Source organism: Lysobacter sp. CC-YZS074, from assembly GCF_056739745.1.
The window spans coordinates 2,102,005-2,125,785 of sequence record NZ_CP200301.1; the positions used below are offsets into that span (position 1 = coordinate 2,102,005).

Here is a 23,781-nt window from a genome sequence, read left to right on the forward strand (position 1 = left end):
CAGTAGAGTTTAATAACGACTGGCCTTATTGAACCTTTGCGAGCGCCCATGCGCCGGTCCGACCTGACTCCCCAGCTGCAAGCGCACCTGGTCAAATGCGAGGACACGCCCCACTGCCACGCGCTGGTGGCGCCGCCCACCCCACGGCGGCTGCCGGATGTCGTCGCGGCTGACCGGGACCTGACGCAGGCGATGCTGGCGCTGGAGCGCCTGAAGGCGACCACGCAGCACCTCCCCAACGTCGACATGGTCACCCGCACCCTCGCCCGCCGCGAGGCCGTGCAGAGCTCGCAGATCGAAGGCACGCGCACCCGCCTGCACGAGCTGCTGGAATACGAGGCCACGCAAACGACCGACGGCCTGCCGACCGAAGCGACGGTGACCGAACGCTACGTGCAGGCGCTGGACCACGGGCTGTCGACCATCCGCCGCGCCGGCTCGCGACGTGCGCTGGATCTCGGGCTGGTGCAGGCGATGCACGCCATCCTGATGCAGGACGCACCCGCGAACGTGGGCCGCGGCCGCTACCGCGATATCCAGGCCTGGATCGGCAGCGGCCGCATCGAGGACGCCACGTTCGTCCCTGCCCCGCCGTCACACATCGCGGCGTGCATGCGGGAACTCGAAACCTCCATGCTCCAGTACACGCCCCGGGACGACGAGCAATGGGCGCTGTCGCCGGTCGCGCAGATCGCCATCGCCCACGCGCAGTTCGAAACCATCCACCCGTTCGCCGATGGCAACGGACGTACCGGCCGCCTGCTGATGCCGGTGATGCTGGCCGCCGAGGGCTACCCGCCGCTGTACGTGTCGGGCAGCCTGCTGCGCCACCGGCGCGAGTACTACGACGCCCTGTCCGACATCCAGCTGCGATGGGACTGGGCGCCGTGGCTGGGCCTGCTGGCCCGCGCGGTGAGCGAATCCTGCGACAACGCCATCGCCATCGCCAACGACCTGGAGCGCATCCGCGAAGACTGGTCGCAACGGCTGGCCGGGCTGCGCGCGGACGCCACCGCGCACCGGCTGCCGGCCTACCTGCTGGGCCACCCCGTCACCACCGTCAACCAGGTGGCCCGGGCCCACGGCATATCGTTCGTGGCGGCCAGCCGAGCGATCGCGCAACTGGTGGAGCGGAAGATCCTGAGCGAGCCGACCCGGCGCCGGAATCGGGTGTTCCATGCCGGCGAGATCCTCACCCGGCTGGAGCGCGAGTAGGCCGGGCGGCAGTGCTTGCGATGGCCGGATGCGGAACCCCTACTCCGCAGCGCCCGGCTGGATCCACCGCTCGTTCTCGCGCAGGAGCTTCCACATGCCGTCCTCGAACCCCGGTTCACCGCGCCGGGTGTGCCGCGCCAGCTCGACACGCCCGGCGAAGAACGCCTCGAACCCGCCCGGCACCATGGTCATCACCACGCGCACCGGCCGCTCGTCCGCGCTGCCCTGCGAATGCACCACGCCGCGCGGGATGACCACGAACGAACCGGGCCCGTGGTCCACCGTCCGGCCCGCCATCGTCACCCGCAGCACGCCTTCCAGTACGTGGAAGCTCTCGTCCATGTGGTCGTGGCGATGCGGCGGCGTCATGTAGCCGCCCTGCTCGGCCAGCTCGACCACGGCAAAGCGCCCACCGGTCTGCTCGCTGGTGGCCAGGAAACGCACAGCCGCAGGCGACGGACCATCGGCGGGGATCAGGCGGCGATGAAGGAAAGAACGACGCCGCACCCGCGGACAAGCCGCGCTACAGCTCCGGGCAGCATGGCTGGCGCGGGCTTCCATCATCGGCGTGGCCCGGCCGCCGCGTTCCATACCCCGAAAAGCGCCTGCATGCGTTCGCGTTGCTCGGGGCGCCAATGGCTGGTCTTGTCCTTCAGGCCGGCCTCGGTGCCCCACTCCCTGTTCGAAGTGGCCGCGGCCTCGTACCACGCCAGCGCCTGCTCCGCGTCGCCCAGCGTCCAGTAGGCCAGGGCGAAGGTATAGGGGGCCCAGTGAGGACGGCCACCATGCCGGCGCACGGACTCCTGCCAGTCTTCGAGCGCGCCGGCCACGTCGCCCCTGTCGTAGCGGCTCCAGCCGCGTGACCAGAGGATGTGCCGGAGCTCCGGCCCCTGCGGCGGTGCGGCTTCGAGCGCAGCGTCGTAATCGCGCCGCGCCCGCTCATGCTCGCCCGCCCTGTCGAGCAGATAGGCCCTGTGTATCCGTGCCGACACGTTGCGGGGATGGCGCCGCAGCTCCTGGTTCAGGAGCTCGCGAAACCTGCTGGTCTGTCCCGGCGGCGGGCGCCAGGCAACGGCAGCGGGGTCGTCCTGGACCCACAGCCCCGGTGTCGCCGCGTCATCACCGGCCCATGCCATGGGCAACAGGCAGGTCAGCATCAGGAGCAGCACCAGCGAACGACGGCCGATCATGGGCATTGCTGGCATTCCTCGAGAACGCTTACGGGCTGGGTATGGAGTGAGGTGAGTCTTGCCGACCCGATGTTACAAGTCGGCCTTGGCGATTGGTTTGGAGCAGTCAGTAGTGACCCGACGAACCTCACCGTTGAGCATCCGGACCTCTCCGGCGAGGTTCGGGACCTCATCGATGACGCCCGGGACCTCGCTCACGGGGTGCCGAACCTCGCGCGTGAGGTCCGGGACCTCGTTGGCGAGGTCCGGAGCCCCGATGACGAGGTCTGGAACCTCGCGAACGAGGTCCGGAACCTCGTCGATGAGGTTCGAGACCTCGTTTTAGCCGGAGATAGCCGCACGATCGGCACCGGATACGAAAAAGCCGCCCGAAGGCGGCTCTCCCGTTGCAGCGGTGCCTACAGGCTCAGGCCGGCGTCAATTCCGGACCCGGCACCGGCTCGGCGGTCTCGCGGCGGCCGCGGGTGAAGCGCGTGCCGAGCTGCCGGCGCAGGTCGTCCAGACCCTGGTCGCCACCGGACAGCTTGATCTGCGCGTAGCCGTCCAGCGCCAGGTCCATCGCGTCGCTGCCGAGCAGGTCGACGGTGTCGGACACGCGCGCGACCAGCTTCTGCAGGTCCTCCAGCAGCGGGCGCAGGCGGTCGAGCGTGGCGAGGTCCGCGGTGGCGCCGGCCACGTCCATGCTCGGCGGCACGATCTGCGGATTGGCCTGCAGCACCCGCAGCACCTGCCGTACGAACGGCTCCGAGCGCGGGCCCATGTAGATGAGGTTGCGACGCTCCGAATCCGGAATGGCCACCGCCCCGACGAGCGCGCCAGCCAGCTGGTCCAGCCCGGCGCGGGCGTCGGTGACCTGGTCGTCGGTGAGGGTGAGCGAAATGAAGTTCTGGGACACGGTGATCTCCTTGTCGGTCCTTGTGTCGACCCGGCGGGATGCCGGGTGCGTCCATGCTCCGCCGCGGTCCGTGTGGCGCTGGGTGATCGCGGGTACGGGGCGATCGGAGCGGGTGGGAGTCTCGCAGCTTTGGCGCGGTCTCAGCCCCCGCGGCGGCGATGCGGACACTGTGTCGCGGCGTTGTCCTACGCGGGTATGGGAAGTTTTCCGACCCGCGAGCTACAGAAGGCAGTTGGGCGAAAGCGTCACGTTCCAACGGCCGGCGGCGATGCCAAAGCGTTCGACGAGGTCGGATAGCTCGCCGGCGAGCGGGAGCAACAGATCGGCCGCCGTTGCAGCACGGAGGCCGAGGAACTCGTGATAGACATGGTCGAGATCGGTCGGGCCGTCGCCGGTGGTCTCGAAGTGCTTGGGGCAGAGCGACGGCACGCCGACTTGTTCGGCTACGAACTGGTCTGCCCATTCCAGCGAACTTCGGGTGGTGGTCTCTGCGTTGTCAGAAGTACCGGTGAGCAACAAAGCGCCGGCGGTCTTCCAGTTGCCTGCGTCGCGGTAGAGGTACTCAAAGATCGTGTGTGGTTCGGTCTGTCGTTGATGAGACACGTCCTAGCCTCGCAGGTGGGGATCAGACAGAAGCTACTGCCGCCCCATCGCTACGCTTGAGACCAAGGAGGGACGGGGCTCGCAGCACTTGAGAGTGCTAGCCTGGCGCCACGCGGACGGGAAACGCATATGGCACGGGCAAACGATTGGTCTCGTATTGAGGTAGAAGCCTGCGTGGCGGACTACCTGCGCATGCTGACGCTGGAACTCAACGGCCAGCGCTACAGCAAGACGGAACACGCGCACGCGCTGCTCAAGCTTCTAGACGACCGAAACCGCCAGTCGGTGGAGTTCAAGCACTGCAACATCAGTGCTGTGATGCTTGAGCTTAATTACCCGTACATCAAAGGGTACAAGCCGCGTGGCAACTATCAGACCGTGTTGCTGGAAGTGGTGGAAAGGCAACTGGAGCACAACCCATTGGTGCAAGACGCTGCGCAGGCCGCAGTGCTACGCCCAGCAACCGTGGCGTCCCTTGAGGATGGCCTCTCAATCTGGGTACCAGCGCCCCAGCCAGCAGCAGTGAAAGAGAATGCGTCCACGTACACCCCGCGCTTCTCGCCAGCCCGCCGCGACTATCTGGCCCAAGAAGCGAGGAACAGATCGCTCGGTCGAGCGGGCGAGCTCTTCGTGGCGGAACTCGAGGTTCGACGCCTCCACGCTCTAGGCAAGCAGGCTCTCAGCAATCGAGTGGAGCATGTGGCCGCCACGCAAGGAGATGGGCTGGGCTACGACGTGCTGTCGTTCGAGACAAACGGACGCGAGAGGCTAATCGAGGTGAAGACCACGGCCTTTGGCCAACTCACTCCCTTCTACGTCAGTCGGAACGAGCTAGCACGGTCGGAGGTCGATGCTGAGCAGTACCACCTCTATCGGCTCTTCGCGTTCCGAGACCGCCCGCGCGTTTTTGAACTATCGGGCGCTATTGCGACGCGCTGCGAACTGGAGCCGGTCTCCTATCTCGCTCGGCTAGCCTGATACCTCGAAAATGCTTTCGCCTCACGGCAGTTAAACATGAACAGAATGCCCGTACTTGGCCCCAATTAATTCAGGCCTAGCCATCTTGGCGCCGCCTTCTCCGCAATCCGCAACACGTTCGCTTTCTCCAGCGCCGCAAAGGCCAAGATGACCAAAGCAATGACGAGTGCCCAAAGGTGTCCAAAAGAGAACGCATCACCACCGGGCACCTTTACAATCAAATAGCTCAGTAGCAGTGCCGAACCCATCGACAGAAAGTAACCAACGTTCATAGCGTGTCGCTCGATGCCCCGCCACATCTGCTTCTGATGCCGCTTGCTACGCCAATGCACTTCGCCGGTTTCGTCTTTGCAATCCAGTAGTGCCCAGATCGTCGAAACCTCCAGCAATGCGCGACCTGCCTGTGGCGCACTCATCAGAGATCTGATCAAGCTAGCCGGAAGGTACTCGCCAAATTGGTGTCTCACGGCAACCTCGATCCACAGATCATCAGAGGATTTCCTTGAGTTCCACAGCTCAAGGTAATCCTTCCGATCTTGGCTACGGAAGCGGTGCACGCCAAACACGGCCTTCGCCAGCGCTGTTGCGGCTGCGATCAGGACCAACGGAATGAGAAACCTGTGCTCACTGATCTCCAGCAACTTTGAAAACATGGCGACCCTCATTCGAAGCGACGGATAGAGCAGTTCATCTAGCAACCATCGCTCTCGTCAGTCGCAACCAGTGCGACAAACGGTCTGTACAAGGAACTGGCGAAAATTCTTCGCGACTCACTGGACGACCAATGCCTAACTTCTGCGTCAACAGAAACGCTCAAACGAACGGTGATCACGAGGTCCACGACCTGACGCCTGGCGCCTGCTACCGCCTTCCCATCTCCAGCAATCAGTTGTCACTTGGGTATCACGTGAGTTGCCACTCTGCGGTACGAGAGGCAAAGCAAACGTATCCACAATCCAACGGCTGCTACCACTGTTGTCCTAGTTGTCACACCAGCTAGTAAAGATCGGGCGTGGGGATGTGAATCGATACCGATCCACATCCTTACGGTCTCTTAGACCGGGCGAGACGGGATCCGAGATGTCGGACGTCGACCCGCGACAGCGCAGAGGCGATTTTTTGAAGCGTGTGTTTCAAGCCGGGAAAAGGCCATTCTCGAGAGCGGCTACTCAGCTAACTTGCAACTGCAGACCGGCGCGGGCGAGCGATTTGTCGTTGGAGAGGTCGCGGAAAATCGCTCTCTAAGGCACATTGAACTTCTTGTCGATCCGTCTGCGAATCCAGTGCACCGGCCTCACCCTGTTCCGCCGCGGTCTGTGGAAGTGATCGGCACATAGCGCAACGCGAGCGACAAGAATCTTACACTCAGGGTCAGGGCGCGAGCGATGAGCCGCATGCAGGCTGCTGTTCCGAACCCGCAGGAGGCTCGACGACACCAAGAAATTCCGCCAGAGTCCGCGAAAGGTCCGCGAGCGAATACTTCCGGCACAAGAAGCTGTACAGCTCATTCCTTGTCGCGACTTGCTGCTCCTGAATTGAGTTGAAAGCATCCTTCGCGCCGGTAAAAACCTTCGGCGTAGGCAACTTGTATGGAAAATCGGGCTCAGAGTAGTGGCTAAGGATTGCCTTTTCCACACTCTCGACCGGCACACAGTGTACTGCCGGATGCTGTGCATGAGCAGTTTCGCGCTGATCACCATCCAGAATAGCAATCACGCTTCCTGGATCAGCTAGAAAACGCTCAGCGTGGTTGCGACGAAGTAAGTCAGTCACCTGCGTAGCTCCGCCAATGTAGATCACATTGCAGCTAAAGAAGGTGCGAGGGCAATACTCCTGAATGACATATTCAATGAACCCTTTCAAAACCGGGTCTTCTGTCAAAATGTACCGATCCCACCCCCTAAACCCGAAAAGCCTTGCCTTTACGTAGCTATAAGATGCGGGATAGCAAACCGTTCTGTCAGTCTCCTGGTCTATATATGCCAACTCAGACTTTTCTAACGTTCGCATCATTGCAAGCGAATGGGTAGTAAACAAAATACTGCACTGATACTCCCTGCAGAACGAACGGAGCCAGCCTGCCAGCTGAACCTGAGCTGCCGCATCCAAAGACAGATCAATTTCATCGACAGCGATTAGACGCGCCTCGCCCTTGATCGTGCGATACAAATTTATCAAAAAGTATTCACCCGAGCTCAAGTGATCCTCTCGGATATACCTGTCATCCGCAAGAGGTATACAGTAATAACTTCTTCCTCTTGCGGATACCTCCACCAACTGGTCGTATTTATCTGACGCGTAGATGGAAGATAAGAATCTAATCAATTCCTCAGGTTTACCGTAGTCCTCGATAATTAAGGACTGCCGAATTTCGTTGTCAGCTTCGCTCGCGCTCCTGAAATAGTTGAAACGAGCCCCATGCGGCATTGGCAGTTCGGCCGACACGAGAGTGCGAATCGCAACTGGGATGCTTTGCCTACAATTCAGCGAACGAATCTTCGGATCGTAACTGAAAGAAAATTTTTTCCCGTCCACCTCATACTCGATGCGACTATTCGAATCGAAAATTTGTGCGCTAGCGGTCCTCATGAAGGTATCCGCATTCGACAAATTCCGTAATGCACGCATCAGCGTAGTCTTTCCAACACCGTTCCGGCCAACAAAACATAAGAGACCAGGGCTTGCTAGATCCACGTCAACATGGAAGTCCTTGATATGCTGCACTGCCTGAATTGAAATGCTAAATCGACTCATTGAGCCGACCTATGTAAAAAACTATCAATCACAGTTGAGCCATACTTTCTACGGAGCTTCTCAAGATAAGCCTGATCAGCAGCATTTATATAACTTATGCTGCCCGCAAGCTGTTGTAGCCCGGACTCCAAGTCATTGTTGAATATCTTGGCTAAGCGAACTCGGTCGCTGATAAAGAAGTGGAGTTGGGTCTCGACTTTCTTCTTGACGGCCATATCGATGGCAACTTGACCAGACGGCAGCACCACCATCCCAAGCGCCTTTATCTTTCTACCGACCGTAGTAAGCTTACTCTTCGACTGGTTAATGCTAAACCCTTCTCCCAAATGGAGGCGCAGAAACTCTTTAAGCGTTTCTTCCATACCGGCTAAACGCTCTCGATCCTGGCAGGAAATGATGATGTCGTCTGCGTAGCGAGAGTAGATCAGACCTTTGCGACCACACAGCTCCTCTAAAGCGTCGTCAAACTTCTTCAAGCATGCGTTGCTAAGCGGCGGCGACGATGAAAAGCCAATCGGTAATCGCCCCTCGACAGTGACGAGTTCCAACACGCGCTCGGTATAAGAGGAAAGGTCAGAGACAGGAGTCGCTGCGTGAGCCAGAACACCACGAATTAAATCAGTAGTGATACTGTCAAAGAACTTGGTAAGGTCCGTTTGGTAGAACGCACGGCTTTCGGAGTGAGGCTCCAACGCATGATGAGGGTTTGACCCCTTTCTATACGCGAATGCAACCCGACCATTTATTGGAAGATGGTCAAAAATGAAATTATTAGTAAACCGGTGGAAGGATTTGAGCTTCTTGCTGGGCTTATATATAACGCGACCAGACCACGGCACGAGGTCATAGTTTTCTTCAACGTTGCAGTTGAGGAAATCATCGAAATCATATTTGCCGTGATACATGGCATCGAACAGCGTCCGCAGTTCTCTCGCTTTCATACCCTTCCCACCAACGCCATCTGCGCAACGTTCGAACACCGCAAACGAAATGCCCGGCCTTCAGCTGTTCGCCGGGCCGGGCATACGTAAATAACTAAAGCGCTGTAGAGGCCAGACATTAGACTGGAGCTACTCCTAGTCGCTGGCATGTCGCCAGATTAGCAGAACTAGGAGCTGCTGCAAGCCCAAAGCAGTTGTGGACTGTCGAAGCGATACAGAAGTGTTACGTCACATATTTCGCCGATACTCCCCACCCACCTCATACAACGCATGGCTGATCTGCCCCAGACTGTGCGTCTTCACCGCCTCCATCAGCGCGGTGAACACGTTCTGGCGGTCGCGGGCGGTCTTCTGTAGCGCGCGCAGGCCCTTCCCGGCCAGTGCGTTGCGGTTGTCCTGGTAGCCGGCCACGTTCTCGATCTGCTGGCCCTTCTCCTCAGGGGTCGAACGGATCAGTTCGATCTCGGTGGCCACATCAGAGTGGCCGTCCTTGCCCAGGAAGGTGTTGACGCCCACCAGCGGCAGGCTGCCGTCGTGCTTCTTGTGCTCGTAGTACAGGCTCTCTTCCTGGATCTTGCCGCGCTGGTACATGGTGTCCATGGCGCCGAGCACGCCGCCGCGCTCGCTGATGGCTTCGAACTCCTTGTAGACGGCTTCCTCGACGATGTCGGTGAGCTTGTCGACGATGAAGCTGCCCTGCCATGGGTTCTCGCAGAAGTTAAGGCCGAGTTCCTTGTTGATGATCATCTGGATCGCCACGGCGCGGCGCACGCTCTCTTCGGTCGGCGTGGTGATGGCCTCATCGTAGGCGTTGGTGTGCAGGCTGTTGCAGTTGTCGAACAGCGCGTACAGGGCCTGCAGCGTGGTGCGGATGTCGTTGAACTGGATCTCCTGCGCGTGCAGGGACCGGCCGCTGGTCTGGATGTGGTACTTCATCATCTGGCTGCGGGCGCTGGCGCCGTAGCGCTCGCGCATGGCGCGGGCCCAGATGCGGCGGGCGACGCGGCCGATGACGGTGTACTCGGGGTCCATGCCGTTGCTGAAGAAGAACGACAGGTTGGGCGCGAAGTCGTCGATCTTCATGCCGCGCGCGAGGTAGTACTCGACGATGGTGAAGCCGTTGGACAGCGTGAAGGCGAGCTGGCTGATCGGGTTCGCCCCGGCCTCGGCGATGTGGTAGCCGGAGATCGACACCGAGTAGAAGTTGCGCACCGCGTTGTCGACGAAGTACTGCTGGATGTCGCCCATCATCCGCAGCGCGAACTCGGTGCTGAAGATGCAGGTGTTCTGGGCCTGGTCCTCCTTGAGGATGTCGGCCTGCACGGTGCCGCGCACGGTCTTGAGGGTCTGCGCCTTGATGCGGGCGTAGGTGTCGGCGTCCACCAGCTGGTCGCCGGTGACGCCGAGCAGGCCGAGGCCGAGGCCGTCATGGCCTTCGGGCAGGTTGCCGTCGTAGGTGGGGCGCTGCTTGCCTTCGAAGATCTGGTCGAGTTTGGCGCGGGCGTCGTCCCAGCGCTGCTGGTCTTCGCGCAGGTATTTCTCCACCTGCTGGTCGATGGCGGTGTTCATGAACATCGCCAGGATCATCGGCGCGGGGCCGTTGATGGTCATCGACACCGAGGTGGTGGGCGCGCACAGGTCGAAGCCGGAGTACAGCTTCTTCATGTCGTCCAGCGTGGGGATGTTGACGCCGGAGTTGCCGATCTTGCCGTAGATGTCCGGGCGCGGCGCCGGGTCCTCGCCGTACAGGGTGACCGAGTCGAACGCGGTGGACAGGCGCGCGGCGGGCTGGCCGACGCTGAGGTAGTGGAAGCGGCGGTTGGTGCGCTCCGGCGTGCCCTCGCCGGCGAACATGCGGATGGGGTCCTCACCGGTGCGGCGGTAGGGGTAGACGCCGCCGGTGTAGGGGTAGGCGCCGGGGAGGTTTTCTTTTTGCAGGAAGGTGAGCAGCTCGCCCCAGGATTTGTAGGTGGGGGCGGCGATCTTGGGGATCTGCTGGTGCGACAGGGACTCGCGGTAGTTTTCGACGCGGATGGTTTTGTCGCGGACCTGGTACTCGTTGACGTCGTCGGTGATGGATTTGAGGCGGGCCGGCCAGTCGCGCAGGAGCTTGAGGGCCTCGGAGGTGAGGGATTGGACGGCGTCGTTGTAGCGCTGGCGGAGGGTGAGGAGCGTGCGGTCGTCCTCCGACTGCAGGGCTTCGGCCTGGTAGAGGTCGAGCTGCTTGGGCAGCTGCGGGTCTTCGAGGTCGTGCAGGGACTGCCAGTAGGACTGCGCCCGGTCGGCGATTTCGGCCTGCGTCTCGATCTGCTTGTTGATCCCCCGGCCCTGCTCGGCAATTTCGGCGAGGTAGCGCACGCGGCTGCCTGGGATCAGCACCGTCGCGCGCGGTTCCTTCAGCGCGGTGTCGATGTCGGGCGACCAGTTATCGGCCGGCAGCTCGAGCTTCTCCCGCAACAACCGGCACAGGTTGGCGAACATCCAGCTGACGCCGGGGTCGTTGAACTGGCTGGCGATGGTCGGGTAGACGGGGACGTCCTCGTCCTTGACGTCGAACTTCACCCGGTTGCGCTTCCACTGCTTGCGGATGTCGCGCAGGGCATCCTCGGCGCCGCGCTTGTCGTACTTGTTCAGCACGATGAGCTCGGCGAAGTCGAGCATGTCGATCTTCTCGAGCTGGCTCGGGGCGCCGAAGTCGCTGGTCATCACGTACATCGGGAAGTCGACCAGGTCGACGATCTCCGAGTCGCTCTGGCCGATGCCGGCGGTCTCGACGATGACGAGGTCGTAGTCCAGGCCCTTGAGGAAGCCGATCGAGTCCTTCAGCACGGCGTTGGTGGCGGCGTGCTGGCGGCGGGTCGCCATCGAGCGCATGTAGACGCGCGGGCTGCGCAGGGAGTTCATGCGGATGCGGTCGCCCAGCAGCGCGCCACCGGTGCGGCGGCGGGTCGGGTCGACGGAGATGACGGCGATGCGCATCTCGGGGAAGTTGGCGAGGAAGCGGTTGAGCAGCTCGTCGGTGACGGACGACTTGCCGGCGCCGCCGGTGCCGGTGATGCCGATGACCGGGGTCTTGCCGCCGGCCAGCTGCCACTGCTTGCGCTTGTGGGCGAGCTCGGCCTCGTCCAGCAGGCCTTCTTCGATGGCGCTGAGCATTTTCCCGATCGTGATCTCGTCGTCGATCGCGGCCGGCTTGTCGGGCGTGGTGTCGGCCTGGCGGCCCTCTTCGGCGCGGCGGACCACGTCCTCGATCATCGCCACCAGCCCCATGTGCATGCCGTCGTTGGGGTGGTAGATGCGCTCGACGCCGTAGGCCTGCAGCTCGCGGATCTCCTCGGGGGTGATGGTGCCACCGCCGCCGGCGAAGATCTTGATGTGGCCGGCGTCGCGCTCCTTGAGCATGTCGACCATGTACTTGAGGTACTCGACGTGGCCGCCCTGATACGACGACAGCGCGATGCCATCGGCGTCCTCCTGCAGCGCGGCGCGTACCACGTCCTCCACCGAGCGGTTGTGGCCGAGGTGGATCACCTCCGCGCCCTGCCCCTGGATCAGCCGCCGCATGATGTTGATGGCGGCGTCGTGGCCGTCGAACAGGCTGGCGGCGGTGACGAACCGCAGCGGCGTGCGGGCGGTGTCGGCGTTGGACTCGGGGAGGTTGCTGGCGGGGGTGCTCATGGCGCACTCGACTGCTGTAACGGGAATTCACCGATTGTAGCGCGGGGGTGTTTGGCGGCTCCGGGCGGCAACGCCGCGACGGGCGGCGGCCGCTCAGCCGCGGCGGGTACGTTGTTCCGTTTCATGGACCTGTTCGCCGCCCAAGGAAATGACGGCCTGGCCGCCCTGCGCGCGGCCGCCGCGGCACCCGCTCCCGCCGTGCCGGCGGCGGAGATCGAGGAGGTGGCCACCGCCGCGCCCCCTCGGGCGCCGCGTCCTCGCGAGGAGACCGACGCCGAGGTGGAGCGGGCGCGCGAATGGCTGTTCGGCGGCGACCCGACGCGGCTGCGCGCCGCGGTGCACTGCCTGGAGCAGGCCGAAGCGGCGGGCAACCCGACGGCCGGTTACTGGCTGGCGTGGGTCGCGCTCGGCAGCGTGCTGTTGCCACGCGATGGCCGTATCAACGAACGGATGCTGGTGGCGGTACAGCACGACCACCCGCCGGCGTTGCGCGCGGCGGCGCTGCACCTGGGGCGCAAAGCGAACCCGGTCGACCAGGCCTTGTGCGTCAAGCTGCTGGAGCGTGCGGCCATTGGCGGCGACATGCTGGCGGCCGTATTGCTGGCCGAGCGGCTGCAGCGCGGCGAGGGCTGCCCGCTGCAGCCGCGCGCCGCCGCGGCAATCCGCGCGCAGTTGCGCCAGCAGGGCGTGGAGCCGCTGCCGCCGATCGTCGCCCTGCCGGTGAAGCCGCGTCCGGGCCGCGGGCCGGTGACGCATTCCACCCTCGCCTTCGAGGAGGCGCTGGTGCCGCCGACCCTCGGCTGGATGGCCGAGCGGCCGCGGCTGGCCCGCATCGATGGCCTGCTGACGTCGGACGAGTGCCGCTTGCTGGTCGCCAGCGCGATGCTGGCCGACGCGCAGGACAGCCCCGGCACGGTCCGGCTGGACGGCGTGCAGGAGGATTTCGCACTACGCGTGCTGCAGTTGCGCCTGGCCCGCGCGGCCCGCGGCGAGCTGGCCCAGGCCGAACCGCTGCAGGTCGAATGCCGAGGGCTGCAGCCCAGCGGGCCGGCCCATCGCGATCCGTTGCCCGCCGGGCAGCTGGCGCACGACCGTCCGCTGGCCGGCAACCGGCGCCGCACGGTGTGGGTGTGCCTGGGCGCGGCCGAGGACGGCGGCGGGCTGTCCTTCCCGCTGGTACGGCGGACGGTGCGGCCGGCCACCGGCGCCGCGCTGGTGTTCGACAACCTGCGCGACGACGGCAGCCACGACGCCTGCGCGCTGCACGCCGAGGCTGCGATCGAACGCGGGCAGCAGTGGCAGGCCACGTTGTGGCTACGCGACGGGCGCTACCGGAATGCGTGACGGCTGGCGCCGGTCACCCCCTGAATGCAACGCCGGTCACACGAAAAACATACGCAGCCGTATCCCGCGATTGGATTAGACTACCGCCCCTGCGGCCGGCGCATCACCTCGGCCGCACAGGCGAATCCCAAAAGATTCAACTACCTACCAAAAACAGTTGGCGTAAAGCGTTAACAACGCATTCGCGCGCCGACGCGGAGCACCCGATGATTTTCGAGACCCTGGACACCTTCGGCCACGAGCAGGTCGTGTTCTGCCACAACAAGGACGCGGGCCTGAAGGCCATCATCGCGATCCACAACACCGTCCTGGGCCCGGCCCTGGGTGGTACGCGCATGTGGCCGTACAAGACCGAGCAGGACGCTCTGAACGACGTGCTCCGCCTCAGCCGCGGCATGACCTACAAGAACGCGGTGGCCGGCCTGGACATCGGCGGCGGCAAGGCGGTGATCATCGGTGACCCGGCGACCGACAAGTCCGAGGCGCTGTTCCGCGCGTTCGGCCAGTTCGTGCAGTCGCTCGGCGGCCGCTACATCACCGCCGAGGACGTCGGCATCGACGTCAACGACATGGAGTTCGTCTACCGCGAGACCGAGTTCGTCACCGGCGTGCACCAGGTCCACGGCGGTTCGGGCGACCCGTCGCCGTTCACCGCCTACGGCGCGCTGCAGGGCCTGATGGCCTCGCTCAACAAGCGCTTCGGCGACGAGGAAGTCGGCAAGTACACCTACGCCGTGCAGGGCCTGGGCCACGTCGGCATGGAGTACGTGAAGCTGCTCAAGGAGCGCGGCGCGAAGATCTTCGTGACCGACATCAACAAGGGCCTGGTCGACAAGGCCGTGTCCGAGTACGGCGCCGAGGCCGTGGGCCTGGACGAGATCTACGACGTCGACGCCGACGTGTACTCGCCGTGCGCCCTGGGCGGCACCGTCAACGAGGACACCCTGCCCCGCCTGAAGGCCAAGGTGATCTGCGGCGCGGCCAACAACCAGCTGGCCAACAACGCCATCGGTGACGAAGTGGCCAAGCGCGGCGTCCTGTACGCGCCGGATTACGCGGTGAACGCCGGCGGCGTGATGAACGTCGCGCTGGAGATGACCGGCTACAACCGCGAGCGTGCGATGCGCCAGATGCGCACGATCTACCACAACCTGACGCGCATCTTCGAGATCGCCGACCGTGACGGCATCCCGACCTACAAGGCCGCCGACCGCATGGCCGAGGAGCGCATCGACGTGATGGGCAAGCTGAAGCTGCCGCTGGGCCGCTCGACCCCGCGCTTCCAGGGTCGCATTCGCGGCGGTGCGTAAGCACGGTTGACGCTGTACCGACGACGGGGCCGAGTGCCCCGTCGTCGTTTCTGGAACCTGCATTGCACGGCCGCCCCGGACGGCGGCCTCCACCGGACCCACCAGGAGTTTCCATGCGCCCGTTCCCCCTTGGTGACGAACTCGACGCCCTGCGCGAGGCCGTGCGCCGCTTCGCCGATGCCGAAATCGCCCCGCGCGCCGCCGCGATCGACGAAGAAAACGCATTCCCGCAGGACCTGTGGCCCAAGCTGGGCGAAATGGGCCTGCTCGGCCTCACCGTGCCGGGAGAATACGGCGGCAGCGACATGGGCTACCTCGCCCATCTGGTCGCGATGGAGGAGATCTCGCGCGCGTCCGGTTCGGTCGGCCTGAGCTACGGCGCCCACTCCAACCTGTGCGTCAACAACCTGTACGCCAACGGCAACGACGCGCAGCGCGCGAAGTACCTGCCCAAGCTGTGCAGCGGCGAGTGGAAGGGCGCGCTGGCGATGAGCGAGCCCGGTGCAGGGTCGGACGTGGTGGGCTCGATGTCGTGCCGCGCCGAGTTGCGCGGCGACGTCTGGGTCGCCAACGGCAACAAGATGTGGATCACCAACGGCCCCGAGGCCGACGTGCTGATCGTCTACATGCGCACCGCCGGCAAGGACGCGGGCAGCCGGTGCATGACCGCCTTCATCGTCGAGAAGGGCATGAAGGGGTTCTCGACCGCGCAGAAGCTGGACAAGCTCGGCATGCGCGGCTCCAACACCTGCGAACTGGTGTTCGAGGACTGCGAGATCCCGGCGGAGAACGTGCTCGGCGAGGTCGACAACGGCGTGAAGGTGCTGATGTCGGGCCTCAACACCGAGCGGCTGGTGCTGACCGGCGGCCCGATCGGCCTGATGCAGGCGGCGCTCGACATCGCCCTGCCCTACGTGCGCGAGCGCAAGCAGTTCGACCAGGCGATCGGTTGCTTCGGGCTGATGCAGGGCAAGATCGCCGACATGTACACCGCCCTGCAGTCCAGCCGCGCGTTCGCCTACCAGGTGGCGCGGGACTACGACGCGGGCCACAAGAGCCGCGTGGATGCCGCCTCGTGCCTGCTGCACGCCTCGGAGGCGGCGGTGCAGGTCGCGCTGGAAGGCATCCAGACGCTCGGCGGCAACGGCTACATCAACGAGTACCCGACCGGCCGCATCCTGCGGGATGCCAAGCTGTACGCGATTGGAGCGGGCACCAACGAGATCCGCCGCATGCTGATCGGCCGGGAGCTGTTCGACGGGCGGAGTTGATCGCGCCCGTTTCCTGGCCGCCCTCCGCTTTGTAGGAGCGACGTAAGTCGCGACCCGCCGAAACCCGGCCACCACCGGTGGCCGTCCGGCAACGATAAAGTCGCCTGGAGACCCGCCTCCGACACCCCGACCCGCCGAGCCCATCGATCCTCCGGCCACGATGTACAGGTCGCGACTTACGTCGCTCCTGCTTTCGTCTCGTGAAAATCCGGGCTTTTTTGTAGGAGCGGCTTCAGCCGCGATCGGATGATCGGGCACCCGCACCGATTCCATGATCGCGGCTGAAGCCGCTCCTACAACAGCTCAAGCTTGCGTGGGAACCGCTTCAAGGCGCGAGGTGCCACGTACCCTGCGGCAGAAAAAAGACGCCGCGGTGTGACCGCGGCGTCCTTCGTCCTATCCGGCTGGATTCCCCGGATCAGAACCCGACCGACCAGTTTGCGAACGCGCCGGTGTAGCTGCGGCCGTGCTCGCGGCGGCTGTCGAGGTCAAGGCCGAGTCGTCCCCACTCCGGCAGGCGTGCCTGCAGCCCGAGGCCGAATACCGCGGCCTCGTCGCCCAGCCCGGCGCCGCCGATCGGCGACCACACGTCCAGTCCGGTGAAGCGCGCGTCGATCGCAGTGCCGGACTGCGACAGCGTGCGCTGCCATTCGATCCGGCCCTGCAGGCCGACGCGCGCCGATCCCAGCGACCACTGCCGCTCGAGCCGCGCACCGGCCAGTGCCTGGGTCGCCTCGAGGCTGGACGCTGCGCTGGCCAGCCCGAAGCCCGCGGCGCCCTGCTCGGCGAAGCCGTCGCGGTCCAGCTGCAACGCCTGCGTGCCGATGTACGGCGTCAGCGTGCCGCCGCCGATGTCGAACCGGTGGCCGGCCTGAACGCCCAGCGTCGAGTAGTGGTTGCCGTAATCGGCAGCAACGCCGAACCGGCTGCCGCCCAGCAGGATGTCGCGCTGCATCCGGCGATCCGTACGACCCACGGCCAAGCGGCCCAGCACGTAGTTCGCGCCGTCGTCCCACGCGCCGTAGAACTGGCCCTCGAGCTGGCGGTTGCGCTCGCGGTCACCGCGCAGGTCGTGCGACGCGTAGCCGTCGCTCTGGCCGACCGCGACACCGGTCATCAGGTTCGGCGCGAGCCAGCGGTCATGGCCGACCAGCCATCCGTTGCTGTCGAGCCGGGTGTGCGCCCACATTGAGCGCTCGCCATCGAGCCGGTTGGCCCAGGCACCCGCCAGGCCGCTACGGTCGAGCGTGTCCAGTCGCGATTCCAAAGCGTGCCGTCCACCCTCGATCGCCATCATCGCGAAAGCGGTGTCGGCGGCGTGCAGCTCGCCGGAGAGGCTTTCGAGCGATTGCTCGGCCGCCGCCAGGCTGGGCGTGCGCTGGAACGCGGCCGCGCCTTCGATGAAGCCACCCACGACCGGCGCCTGCACGCCATCGATCATGCGGAATGCGTTTTCGACGCGGACGGCGCTGCCCACGGCAGCCGCACTCATCGCCGAGGCCTGTGCGGTGGCGCCGACGTCGAGACGCTCGATTTCCAGCGACACCGCATTGGCGGTGTAGGCCAGCTCCGCCTCGAGGAACACGCCCTCGCCCGCGAGCAGGTTGTCGAACCGGCCGGTGACGCCGCCGTCGGCCGTCAGGAAGGTCTCGCTGGACTGGTGGACATAGCCCTCGGTCACGCCGGCCACCATCGCGTCGCCGTCAATGGCGGCGGTGCCGTCGACCTGCAGTGTCGAGCCGACATCGAACGCCAGCAGGGCGCCCTCCCCCTGCAGGAAATTGCCGGCCACCCGATGCGTCTGGCCAGCCGACCCGCCGCCGTGCATGAACACGACGCCGTTGCTGGTCAGCGCGCCGTCCACTCCGCTCGCCAGCAGTTCAAGACCACCCTCGGCGCCGACGAACGCGCTGTCGGGAATGTCGGACAGGGCCGTCAGGATGCCCCCCTCGATGCGCGTGTCACCGTCGTAATCGTTGTCGCCTTCCAGCACCAGCGCGCCGTCGCCACGCTTGGTGATGCCGCCGTCGCCGGACAGGTCGTTGCTCCAGAACGAGGTGCCGCTGTCGAAATCGGCCTCCACCTGGCCCCAGTCGAGGCGACCCGGTCCCTGCACCGCCGCGGCAACGTTGAGCAGGCCATGGCCGAAGACGTCGTCCACGCCGCTCGTACCGAGGTCGGTGGCGGTGCCCAGCAGGGTCTGCCTCACCAGATCGTTGTCGAAGTACGGGAAGGCCTCCCACACCAGCGCCGCGGCGCCGGACACCAGCGGTGCGGAGAACGAGGTGCCGCTCCAGTTGTAGTACGAAGGATCGTCCGAGGCATCGTCGGTCCCGGTGGTGACCACGTCGCCGGGCGCGACCATGCAGTAGTCCATCGCGACGCCGCAGGCGTTGGAGTAGCTGGCCAACCGGGTCGGCGCATCGGTGCTCACCGCCGCGACGGCGATCCAGCCCCTCTCCAGGTCGGCGGCCGGCGTCGTGCCGCCGACGCCCGGCTGGCTCGGCAGTGCGGCCATGCTCGAAGGACCGGCAAAGCCCGAATTGCCCGTCGAGAACACCACCAGCCCGCCGTGCTCGATGATGAAGGGACGGTATTCCCCGGCGATCGGCGCGGTCGCCTCCGGATTGGTCCAGTACAGGCCGCCCCAGGAGTTGTTCATGATCCGTACGTCGCGATCGATGAGGTCCTGGTGGATCGGCTCCAGCCCCAGCGGCCCGTCGACTTCGTTGCCCTGCCCCGTGCCGTCGTCCTCGGGCGTCTCGTCGGAGATGATCCGCGCGGAGACGATCTCCGCGCCCGGCGCGACGCCGCCGGGCCAGGCGCCGAACGCGGTGCCCGCCATGACCTGCGCCACCGCGGTGCCGTGGCCATGGGTGTCGTCCACGTCCAGGTCGTTCTGGCTGGGGTCCAGGTAGACGAGGTTCTCCACCACGCGCGGGTACAGCGACGGGTGGTAGTGGTTGACGCCGCTGTCGACCACGCCGATCCGGATGCCCTCGCCGGTGAACCCGGCCGCGAGTGCCTCGTCGGCGCGGGTGACGGTGAGATGCTTGATGAAGCGCGGATCCTGCTCGTACACCACCGGCTCGCCCGGCGGCGCGGTCGGCGGCGGGGTGTCGGGCCGGACGATGACGCCGCCACCATTCCCGCCGCCACCGCCACCACACCCGGCCAGCACGGCCAGTCCGATACCACCCAGAGCAATACGGCACGCGCGTGCGAGCACGTTGGGATGCAGCTTCATCAGGTCTCCCCCGGAATCCATGGCTTCGACGCGCCGCTCGCCGGTGGGCGACCCTGCGGCGCGGTTCACGGGAGTATCGATGCGGCGCGCAGGCGACACAATCGGCAATGCGTTCAAGCTGGTGAAGCGAACCGCCACGGCCGCCGCGAAGTGGATGGCGCCGGCGACCGGCCGCCCTGCTGGTTTGCGGCACTGCAGCACGCCGCCGCATAATCGGGCGATCCGGCCGCAGCCGCCCCATCCGGAGCCCGCCCCCGCGGGCTTCCACATCATCTGGAGTCCGCCATGAGCGACGTCGTCATCGTCGGTGCCAAGCGCACCGCCATCGGTTCCTTCCTCGGCCAGTTCACCGGCGTACCGACCCCGGAGCTGGGCACCGCCGCGATCACCGGCGCACTCGAGCAGGCCGGCGTCGCGCCCGGCCAGGTCGAGGAGGTGATCATGGGTTGCGTGCTTCCCGCCGGCCTGGGCCAGGCACCCGCCCGCCAGGCCGCGCTCGGCGCCGGCCTGCCCGCGTCCGCGGCCTGCACCACGATCAACAAGGTGTGCGGTTCGGGCATGAAGGCGGTGATGCTCGGCCACGACATGATCAAGGCCGGCTCGGCCAGCGTCATCGTCGCCGGTGGCATGGAGTCGATGACCAACGCCCCGCACGTACTCAACAACTCGCGTACCGGCATCCGCTACGGCAGCGCCGAGATGCTCGACCACATGGCGCACGACGGCCTGACCAACCCGTATGACGGCAAGGCGATGGGCGTGTTCGGCGACGCCACCTGCAGCACCTACGGGTTCGATCGCGCCGCGCTCGACGCGTTCTCCGAAGAGAGCGTCAACCGCGCGAAGAAGGCCCAGGCCGATGGTCTGTTCAAGGACGAAATCGTTCCGGTGACGGTGAAAACCCGCAAGGGCGAGGTCGTGGTCGACACCGACGAGGAACCCGGCAAGATCGACACCGGCAAGATCCCGGGCCTGCGCGCGGCGTTCGGCAAGGAAGGCGTGCTGACCGCCGCGTCGTCGTCGAAGATTTCCGACGGCGCCGCCGCAACCGTGCTGATGTCGGCCGATACCGCGGCGGCGCAAGGGCTGAAGCCGCTTGCACGCATCGTCGCGCACGCCGGCCATGCCCAAGCGCCGGAGTGGTTCACCACCGCGCCGGTGAAGGCGATCTCCAGCGTGCTGGAGAAGGCCGGCTGGCGGGTGGAGGACGTGGATCTGTTCGAGATCAACGAAGCGTTCGCCTGCGTGGCGATGGCGCCGATCAAGGATCTCGGCATTCCGCACGACAGAATCAACGTGCATGGCGGCGCCGTGGCGCTTGGCCATCCCATCGGCGCCAGCGGCGCGCGCCTGCTGGTGACGTTGATCAACGCCTTGCGTGCGCGCGGCGGAAAGCGCGGCGTGGCATCGCTGTGCATTGGCGGCGGCGAGGCCACCGCGATCGCGATCGAGCTGACCTGAACGGGCGGCGGCGCTTTTACCACGCCCCTGTTCACTTTGCGCGCGCGGCCGCTGAATTGGTTAACAAGGTATTAACTAAAAATTTCAACGTGCCGCTTGACAGGCGTCACGGCCTTGTCATCATGTTAACGGCGCGCAACTGCGCGTTGCCCACACTTTTAAAAACGACGAGGAACGAACCATGACTTTCAACAAGGCGCTGCTTGCCCTGGCCCTGGGTTTTGCTCTGGCTGCTTGCTCGAACCAGCAGCAGGCTGAAGATTCCGCCGCCGAGGCCGCCGAGGCTGCTGGCGAGGCTTCCGAAGCCGCTGCCAACGCCGCCGCTGCCGGCGACGCCATGGCTGCCGACGCTGCCCAGGCTGCTGCCGACACCGCCGCCGCCGCTGCCGACGCCGCTGCCACCTCGGCCGACGCCGCTGCCGGTGCGACCGACATGACCGGCGCCGACGACGCTGCCGACTCGGCCGAGAACGCCGCCGACGCCGCCGAGCAGGCCCAGGACGCTGCTGAAGAAGCCGCTGCCGGTGCCGACGCCGAGACCAACAACGACGGCCAGTAATTCCGGCCCGAGTTATTGATCCAGAGAGCCGCCGGTTTATGCCGGCGGCTTTTTTTTGTGTCCGCGGGCGCCGTCTTCACATTGCTTTACGGGCGGCGCTCGGATAGTTCCGCCGCCGGCAGCACCGGCGCCTTATCGAAGTCCACTGCCGACACAGGAGTCCGCAATGAATAACAACAAGTTTCTGATCCTGCTGGCCGCCAGCGCGTTCGCCCTCGCAGCCTGCAACTCCCCGACCGCCGACCAGGAAGCCAACGAAGCGGCCGCCGAAGCCGAGGTCGCGGGCGAGCAGGCCGCCGTCGCCGCCGAATCCGCGGGTGACGCCGCCGCGGCTGGCGCCGAAGCCGCCGCCGCCGGCGCCGCCGCGGCGGTCGGTTCGGCCGCGGCCGCGGCCGACGCGGCCGCCGATCCGATCCAGCAGGCCTACGAGGAAGGCAAGGCCAACGCCGCCGGCGCCATCGGCGATGCGGCCGATAGCGTCTCGGCGGAGATGGCCGACGAGCAGGCCGAAGCCGAGGCCGAGGCCGACGCGGAAGTCCAGGACTGATCGTCCGCACTTGCTGCACCGGAAAGGCCCGCGCACGCGGGCCTTTTTCTTTGGTCCTCGCCGCCCGCGCCACACGCCCGCGCGACCGCGGTCCGCCACCCCGGGTATCCTGTGGCGCCTCCACCACCGCCGACCTCCGCATGCCCCGACTGAGCTCAGCCCTCGATCCCCGCTCGCAGGATTTCCAGGACAACGCGGCCTACCACCGCGCGCTGGTCGAGGAACTGGACGCACGGCTGGCACGCGCCGCCGCCGGTGGTGGCGAGAAGGCCCGGGACAAGCACACCGCGCGCGGCAAGCTGCTCGCGCGCGACCGCATCACCGCCCTGCTCGATCCCGGCTCGCCGTTCCTGGAGATCGCGCCGTTGGCCGCCGAAGGCATGTACGACGACGCGGCACCCGCCGCGGGCATGGCCTGCGGCATCGGGCGGGTGATGGGCCAGGAAGTGGTGGTCGTCGCCAACGACGCGACGGTCAAGGGCGGCACCTATTTCCCGATGACGGTCAAAAAGCACCTGCGCGCGCAGGAAGTCGCGCGCGAGAACCACCTGCCGTGCGTCTACCTGGTCGATTCGGGCGGCGCGTTCCTGCCGTTGCAGGACGAGGTGTTCCCCGACAAGGAGCACTTCGGCCGGATCTTCTACAACCAGGCGCGGATGAGCGCGGAGAACATCCCGCAGGTCGCCGTGGTGATGGGCAGCTGCACCGCCGGCGGCGCCTACGTGCCGGCGATGTGCGACGAGTCGGTGATCGTGCGCGAACAGGGCACGATCTTCCTCGGCGGCCCCCCGCTGGTGAAGGCAGCCACCGGCGAGGTGGTCGATGCCGAGACCCTCGGCGGCGCCGACGTGCACACGTCGATCTCCGGCGTTGCCGACCACTTCGCCGAGGACGACCGCCATGCGTTGCAGATCGCGCGCGACATCGTCGGCACGTTCAACCGCCGCAAGGTGTTGCCGGTGGCGGTGCAGCCGTCGCGCGAGCCGCCCAAGGAACCGCTATATGCCGCCGAGGAGCTGTACGGCATCGTGCCGAAGGACACCCGCCGCCCGTTCGATATCCGCGAGGTCATCGCGCGCGTGGTCGACGGCAGCGAGTTCCAGGAGTTCAAGGCCCGCTACGGCAAGACGCTCGTCACCGGTTTCGCCCACCTGCACGGCTACCCGGTCGGCATCGTCGCCAACAACGGCATCCTGTTCGCCGAGAGCGCGCTCAAGGGTGCGCACTTCATCGAGCTGTGCAACCAGCGCGGCATCCCGCTGGTGTTCCTGCAGAACATCACCGGCTTCATGGTCGGCAAGAAGTACGAGCAGGCCGGCATCGCCAAGGACGGGGCGAAGATGGTGACCGCGGTGGCGTGCTCGCACGTGCCCAAGTTCACCGTGGTGATCGGCGGCAGCTTCGGTGCCGGCAACTACGCGATGTGCGGCCGTGCGTACGGCGCGCGCTTCCTGTGGATGTGGCCGAACGCGCGGATCAGCGTAATGGGCGGCGAACAGGCCGCCAGCGTGCTGGCGACGGTCAAGCGCGACGGCATCGAGGCCGGCGGCGGCGACTGGACGGCGGACGAGGAGGAGTCGTTCAAGGCCCCAATCCGGCAACAGTACGAGGACCAGGGCAATCCGTACTACGCCACCGCGCGGTTGTGGGACGACGGCATCATCGACCCGGCCGACACCCGGCGCGTGCTAGGACTGGGCCTGTCGGCGAGCCTCAACGCTCCCATCGCGGACCGCACGCGCTTCGGGGTGTTCCGCATGTAGCTCCACGGGCTGCGCCGGCTTCCGC

General features: G+C 65.6%; 18 protein-coding genes. 9 read left to right on the forward strand and 9 right to left on the reverse strand.

Features of this window, described 5'->3' with window-relative positions; all coding sequences use genetic code 11:
• Window positions 1-48: 48 nt before the first annotated feature.
• The gene (locus U8331_RS09520; RefSeq protein ID WP_481130809.1) at window positions 49-1,215 is read left to right on the forward strand and encodes a Fic family protein; all 1,167 of its coding nucleotides are present in this window, start codon (window positions 49-51) and stop codon (window positions 1,213-1,215) included.
• 39 nt (window positions 1,216-1,254) lie between these two features.
• Here U8331_RS09520 and U8331_RS09525 read toward each other — a convergent pair whose 3' ends face one another.
• The 4 genes from U8331_RS09525 to U8331_RS09540 all read right to left on the reverse strand — a co-directional run bounded on the left by U8331_RS09525 (window position 1,255) and on the right by U8331_RS09540 (window position 3,903).
• Entirely contained in the window at window positions 1,255-1,659 is a 405-nt protein-coding gene (locus tag U8331_RS09525) for a cupin domain-containing protein (protein ID WP_481130810.1), read from the reverse strand.
• A gap of 116 nt (window positions 1,660-1,775) precedes the next feature.
• Window positions 1,776-2,411 (reverse strand): tetratricopeptide repeat protein, encoded by a 636-nt coding sequence (locus U8331_RS09530; RefSeq protein WP_481130811.1) that lies wholly within the window; start codon window positions 2,409-2,411, stop codon window positions 1,776-1,778.
• Between the two features lie 400 nt (window positions 2,412-2,811).
• On the reverse strand, window positions 2,812-3,300 hold the full coding sequence (locus U8331_RS09535; protein ID WP_481130812.1) for a hypothetical protein: 489 nt from the start codon (window positions 3,298-3,300) through the stop codon (window positions 2,812-2,814).
• Window positions 3,301-3,519: 219 nt separating this feature from the next.
• A complete protein-coding gene (locus tag U8331_RS09540) occupies window positions 3,520-3,903 on the reverse strand; it encodes a hypothetical protein (protein WP_481130813.1) in 384 nt (127 codons plus the stop codon).
• A 174-nt stretch (window positions 3,904-4,077) separates the two neighbouring features.
• On the opposite strand from U8331_RS09540, the gene U8331_RS09545 reads away from it, so the two are divergent.
• Complete coding sequence (locus U8331_RS09545; protein WP_481130814.1) at window positions 4,078-4,881, forward strand: protein NO VEIN domain-containing protein; 804 nt, start codon at window positions 4,078-4,080, stop codon at window positions 4,879-4,881.
• Window positions 4,882-4,946: 65 nt separating this feature from the next.
• On the opposite strand, the gene U8331_RS09550 is transcribed toward U8331_RS09545, so the two are convergent.
• The 4 genes from U8331_RS09550 to U8331_RS09565 all read right to left on the reverse strand — a co-directional run bounded on the left by U8331_RS09550 (window position 4,947) and on the right by U8331_RS09565 (window position 12,254).
• Window positions 4,947-5,534, reverse strand: a complete 588-nt coding sequence (locus U8331_RS09550) for a hypothetical protein (RefSeq protein ID WP_481130815.1) — start codon at window positions 5,532-5,534, stop codon at window positions 4,947-4,949.
• Window positions 5,535-6,252: 718 nt separating this feature from the next.
• The gene (locus U8331_RS09555; RefSeq protein ID WP_481130816.1) at window positions 6,253-7,605 is read right to left on the reverse strand and encodes an OLD family protein; all 1,353 of its coding nucleotides are present in this window, start codon (window positions 7,603-7,605) and stop codon (window positions 6,253-6,255) included.
• Between the two features lie 26 nt (window positions 7,606-7,631).
• Window positions 7,632-8,576 carry a reverse transcriptase family protein gene (locus U8331_RS09560; RefSeq protein WP_481130817.1) on the reverse strand — a complete coding sequence of 315 codons (945 nt, stop codon included), beginning with the start codon at window positions 8,574-8,576 and terminating at the stop codon, window positions 7,632-7,634.
• A gap of 228 nt (window positions 8,577-8,804) precedes the next feature.
• Window positions 8,805-12,254: a methylmalonyl-CoA mutase family protein gene (locus U8331_RS09565; protein WP_481130818.1), complete on the reverse strand. Its 3,450-nt coding sequence runs from the start codon at window positions 12,252-12,254 to the stop codon at window positions 8,805-8,807.
• Window positions 12,255-12,377: 123 nt separating this feature from the next.
• On the opposite strand from U8331_RS09565, the gene U8331_RS09570 reads away from it, so the two are divergent.
• The 3 genes from U8331_RS09570 to U8331_RS09580 all read left to right on the forward strand — a co-directional run bounded on the left by U8331_RS09570 (window position 12,378) and on the right by U8331_RS09580 (window position 16,179).
• Window positions 12,378-13,598, forward strand: a complete 1,221-nt coding sequence (locus U8331_RS09570) for a 2OG-Fe(II) oxygenase (protein WP_481130819.1) — start codon at window positions 12,378-12,380, stop codon at window positions 13,596-13,598.
• Between the two features lie 206 nt (window positions 13,599-13,804).
• Window positions 13,805-14,908: a Glu/Leu/Phe/Val dehydrogenase dimerization domain-containing protein gene (locus tag U8331_RS09575; protein WP_481130820.1), complete on the forward strand. Its 1,104-nt coding sequence runs from the start codon at window positions 13,805-13,807 to the stop codon at window positions 14,906-14,908.
• Between the two features lie 113 nt (window positions 14,909-15,021).
• A complete protein-coding gene (locus U8331_RS09580; protein WP_481130821.1) occupies window positions 15,022-16,179 on the forward strand; it encodes an isovaleryl-CoA dehydrogenase in 1,158 nt (385 codons plus the stop codon).
• 418 nt (window positions 16,180-16,597) lie between these two features.
• Here the strand turns inward: U8331_RS09580 and U8331_RS09585 are convergent, their stop codons facing one another.
• Window positions 16,598-19,426, reverse strand: coding sequence for a S8 family serine peptidase (locus U8331_RS09585; protein ID WP_481130822.1), 2,829 nt, complete (start codon window positions 19,424-19,426; stop codon window positions 16,598-16,600).
• 285 nt (window positions 19,427-19,711) lie between these two features.
• On the opposite strand from U8331_RS09585, the gene U8331_RS09590 reads away from it, so the two are divergent.
• The 4 genes from U8331_RS09590 to U8331_RS09605 all read left to right on the forward strand — a co-directional run bounded on the left by U8331_RS09590 (window position 19,712) and on the right by U8331_RS09605 (window position 23,756).
• Window positions 19,712-20,887 carry a thiolase family protein gene (locus tag U8331_RS09590; RefSeq protein ID WP_481130823.1) on the forward strand — a complete coding sequence of 392 codons (1,176 nt, stop codon included), beginning with the start codon at window positions 19,712-19,714 and terminating at the stop codon, window positions 20,885-20,887.
• Window positions 20,888-21,068: 181 nt separating this feature from the next.
• Window positions 21,069-21,446 (forward strand): hypothetical protein, encoded by a 378-nt coding sequence (locus tag U8331_RS09595; protein WP_481130824.1) that lies wholly within the window; start codon window positions 21,069-21,071, stop codon window positions 21,444-21,446.
• 166 nt (window positions 21,447-21,612) lie between these two features.
• The gene (locus U8331_RS09600) at window positions 21,613-21,993 is read left to right on the forward strand and encodes a hypothetical protein (protein ID WP_481130825.1); all 381 of its coding nucleotides are present in this window, start codon (window positions 21,613-21,615) and stop codon (window positions 21,991-21,993) included.
• A 140-nt stretch (window positions 21,994-22,133) separates the two neighbouring features.
• Window positions 22,134-23,756, forward strand: coding sequence for a carboxyl transferase domain-containing protein (locus tag U8331_RS09605; protein ID WP_481130826.1), 1,623 nt, complete (start codon window positions 22,134-22,136; stop codon window positions 23,754-23,756).
• Window positions 23,757-23,781 lie beyond the last annotated feature (25 nt).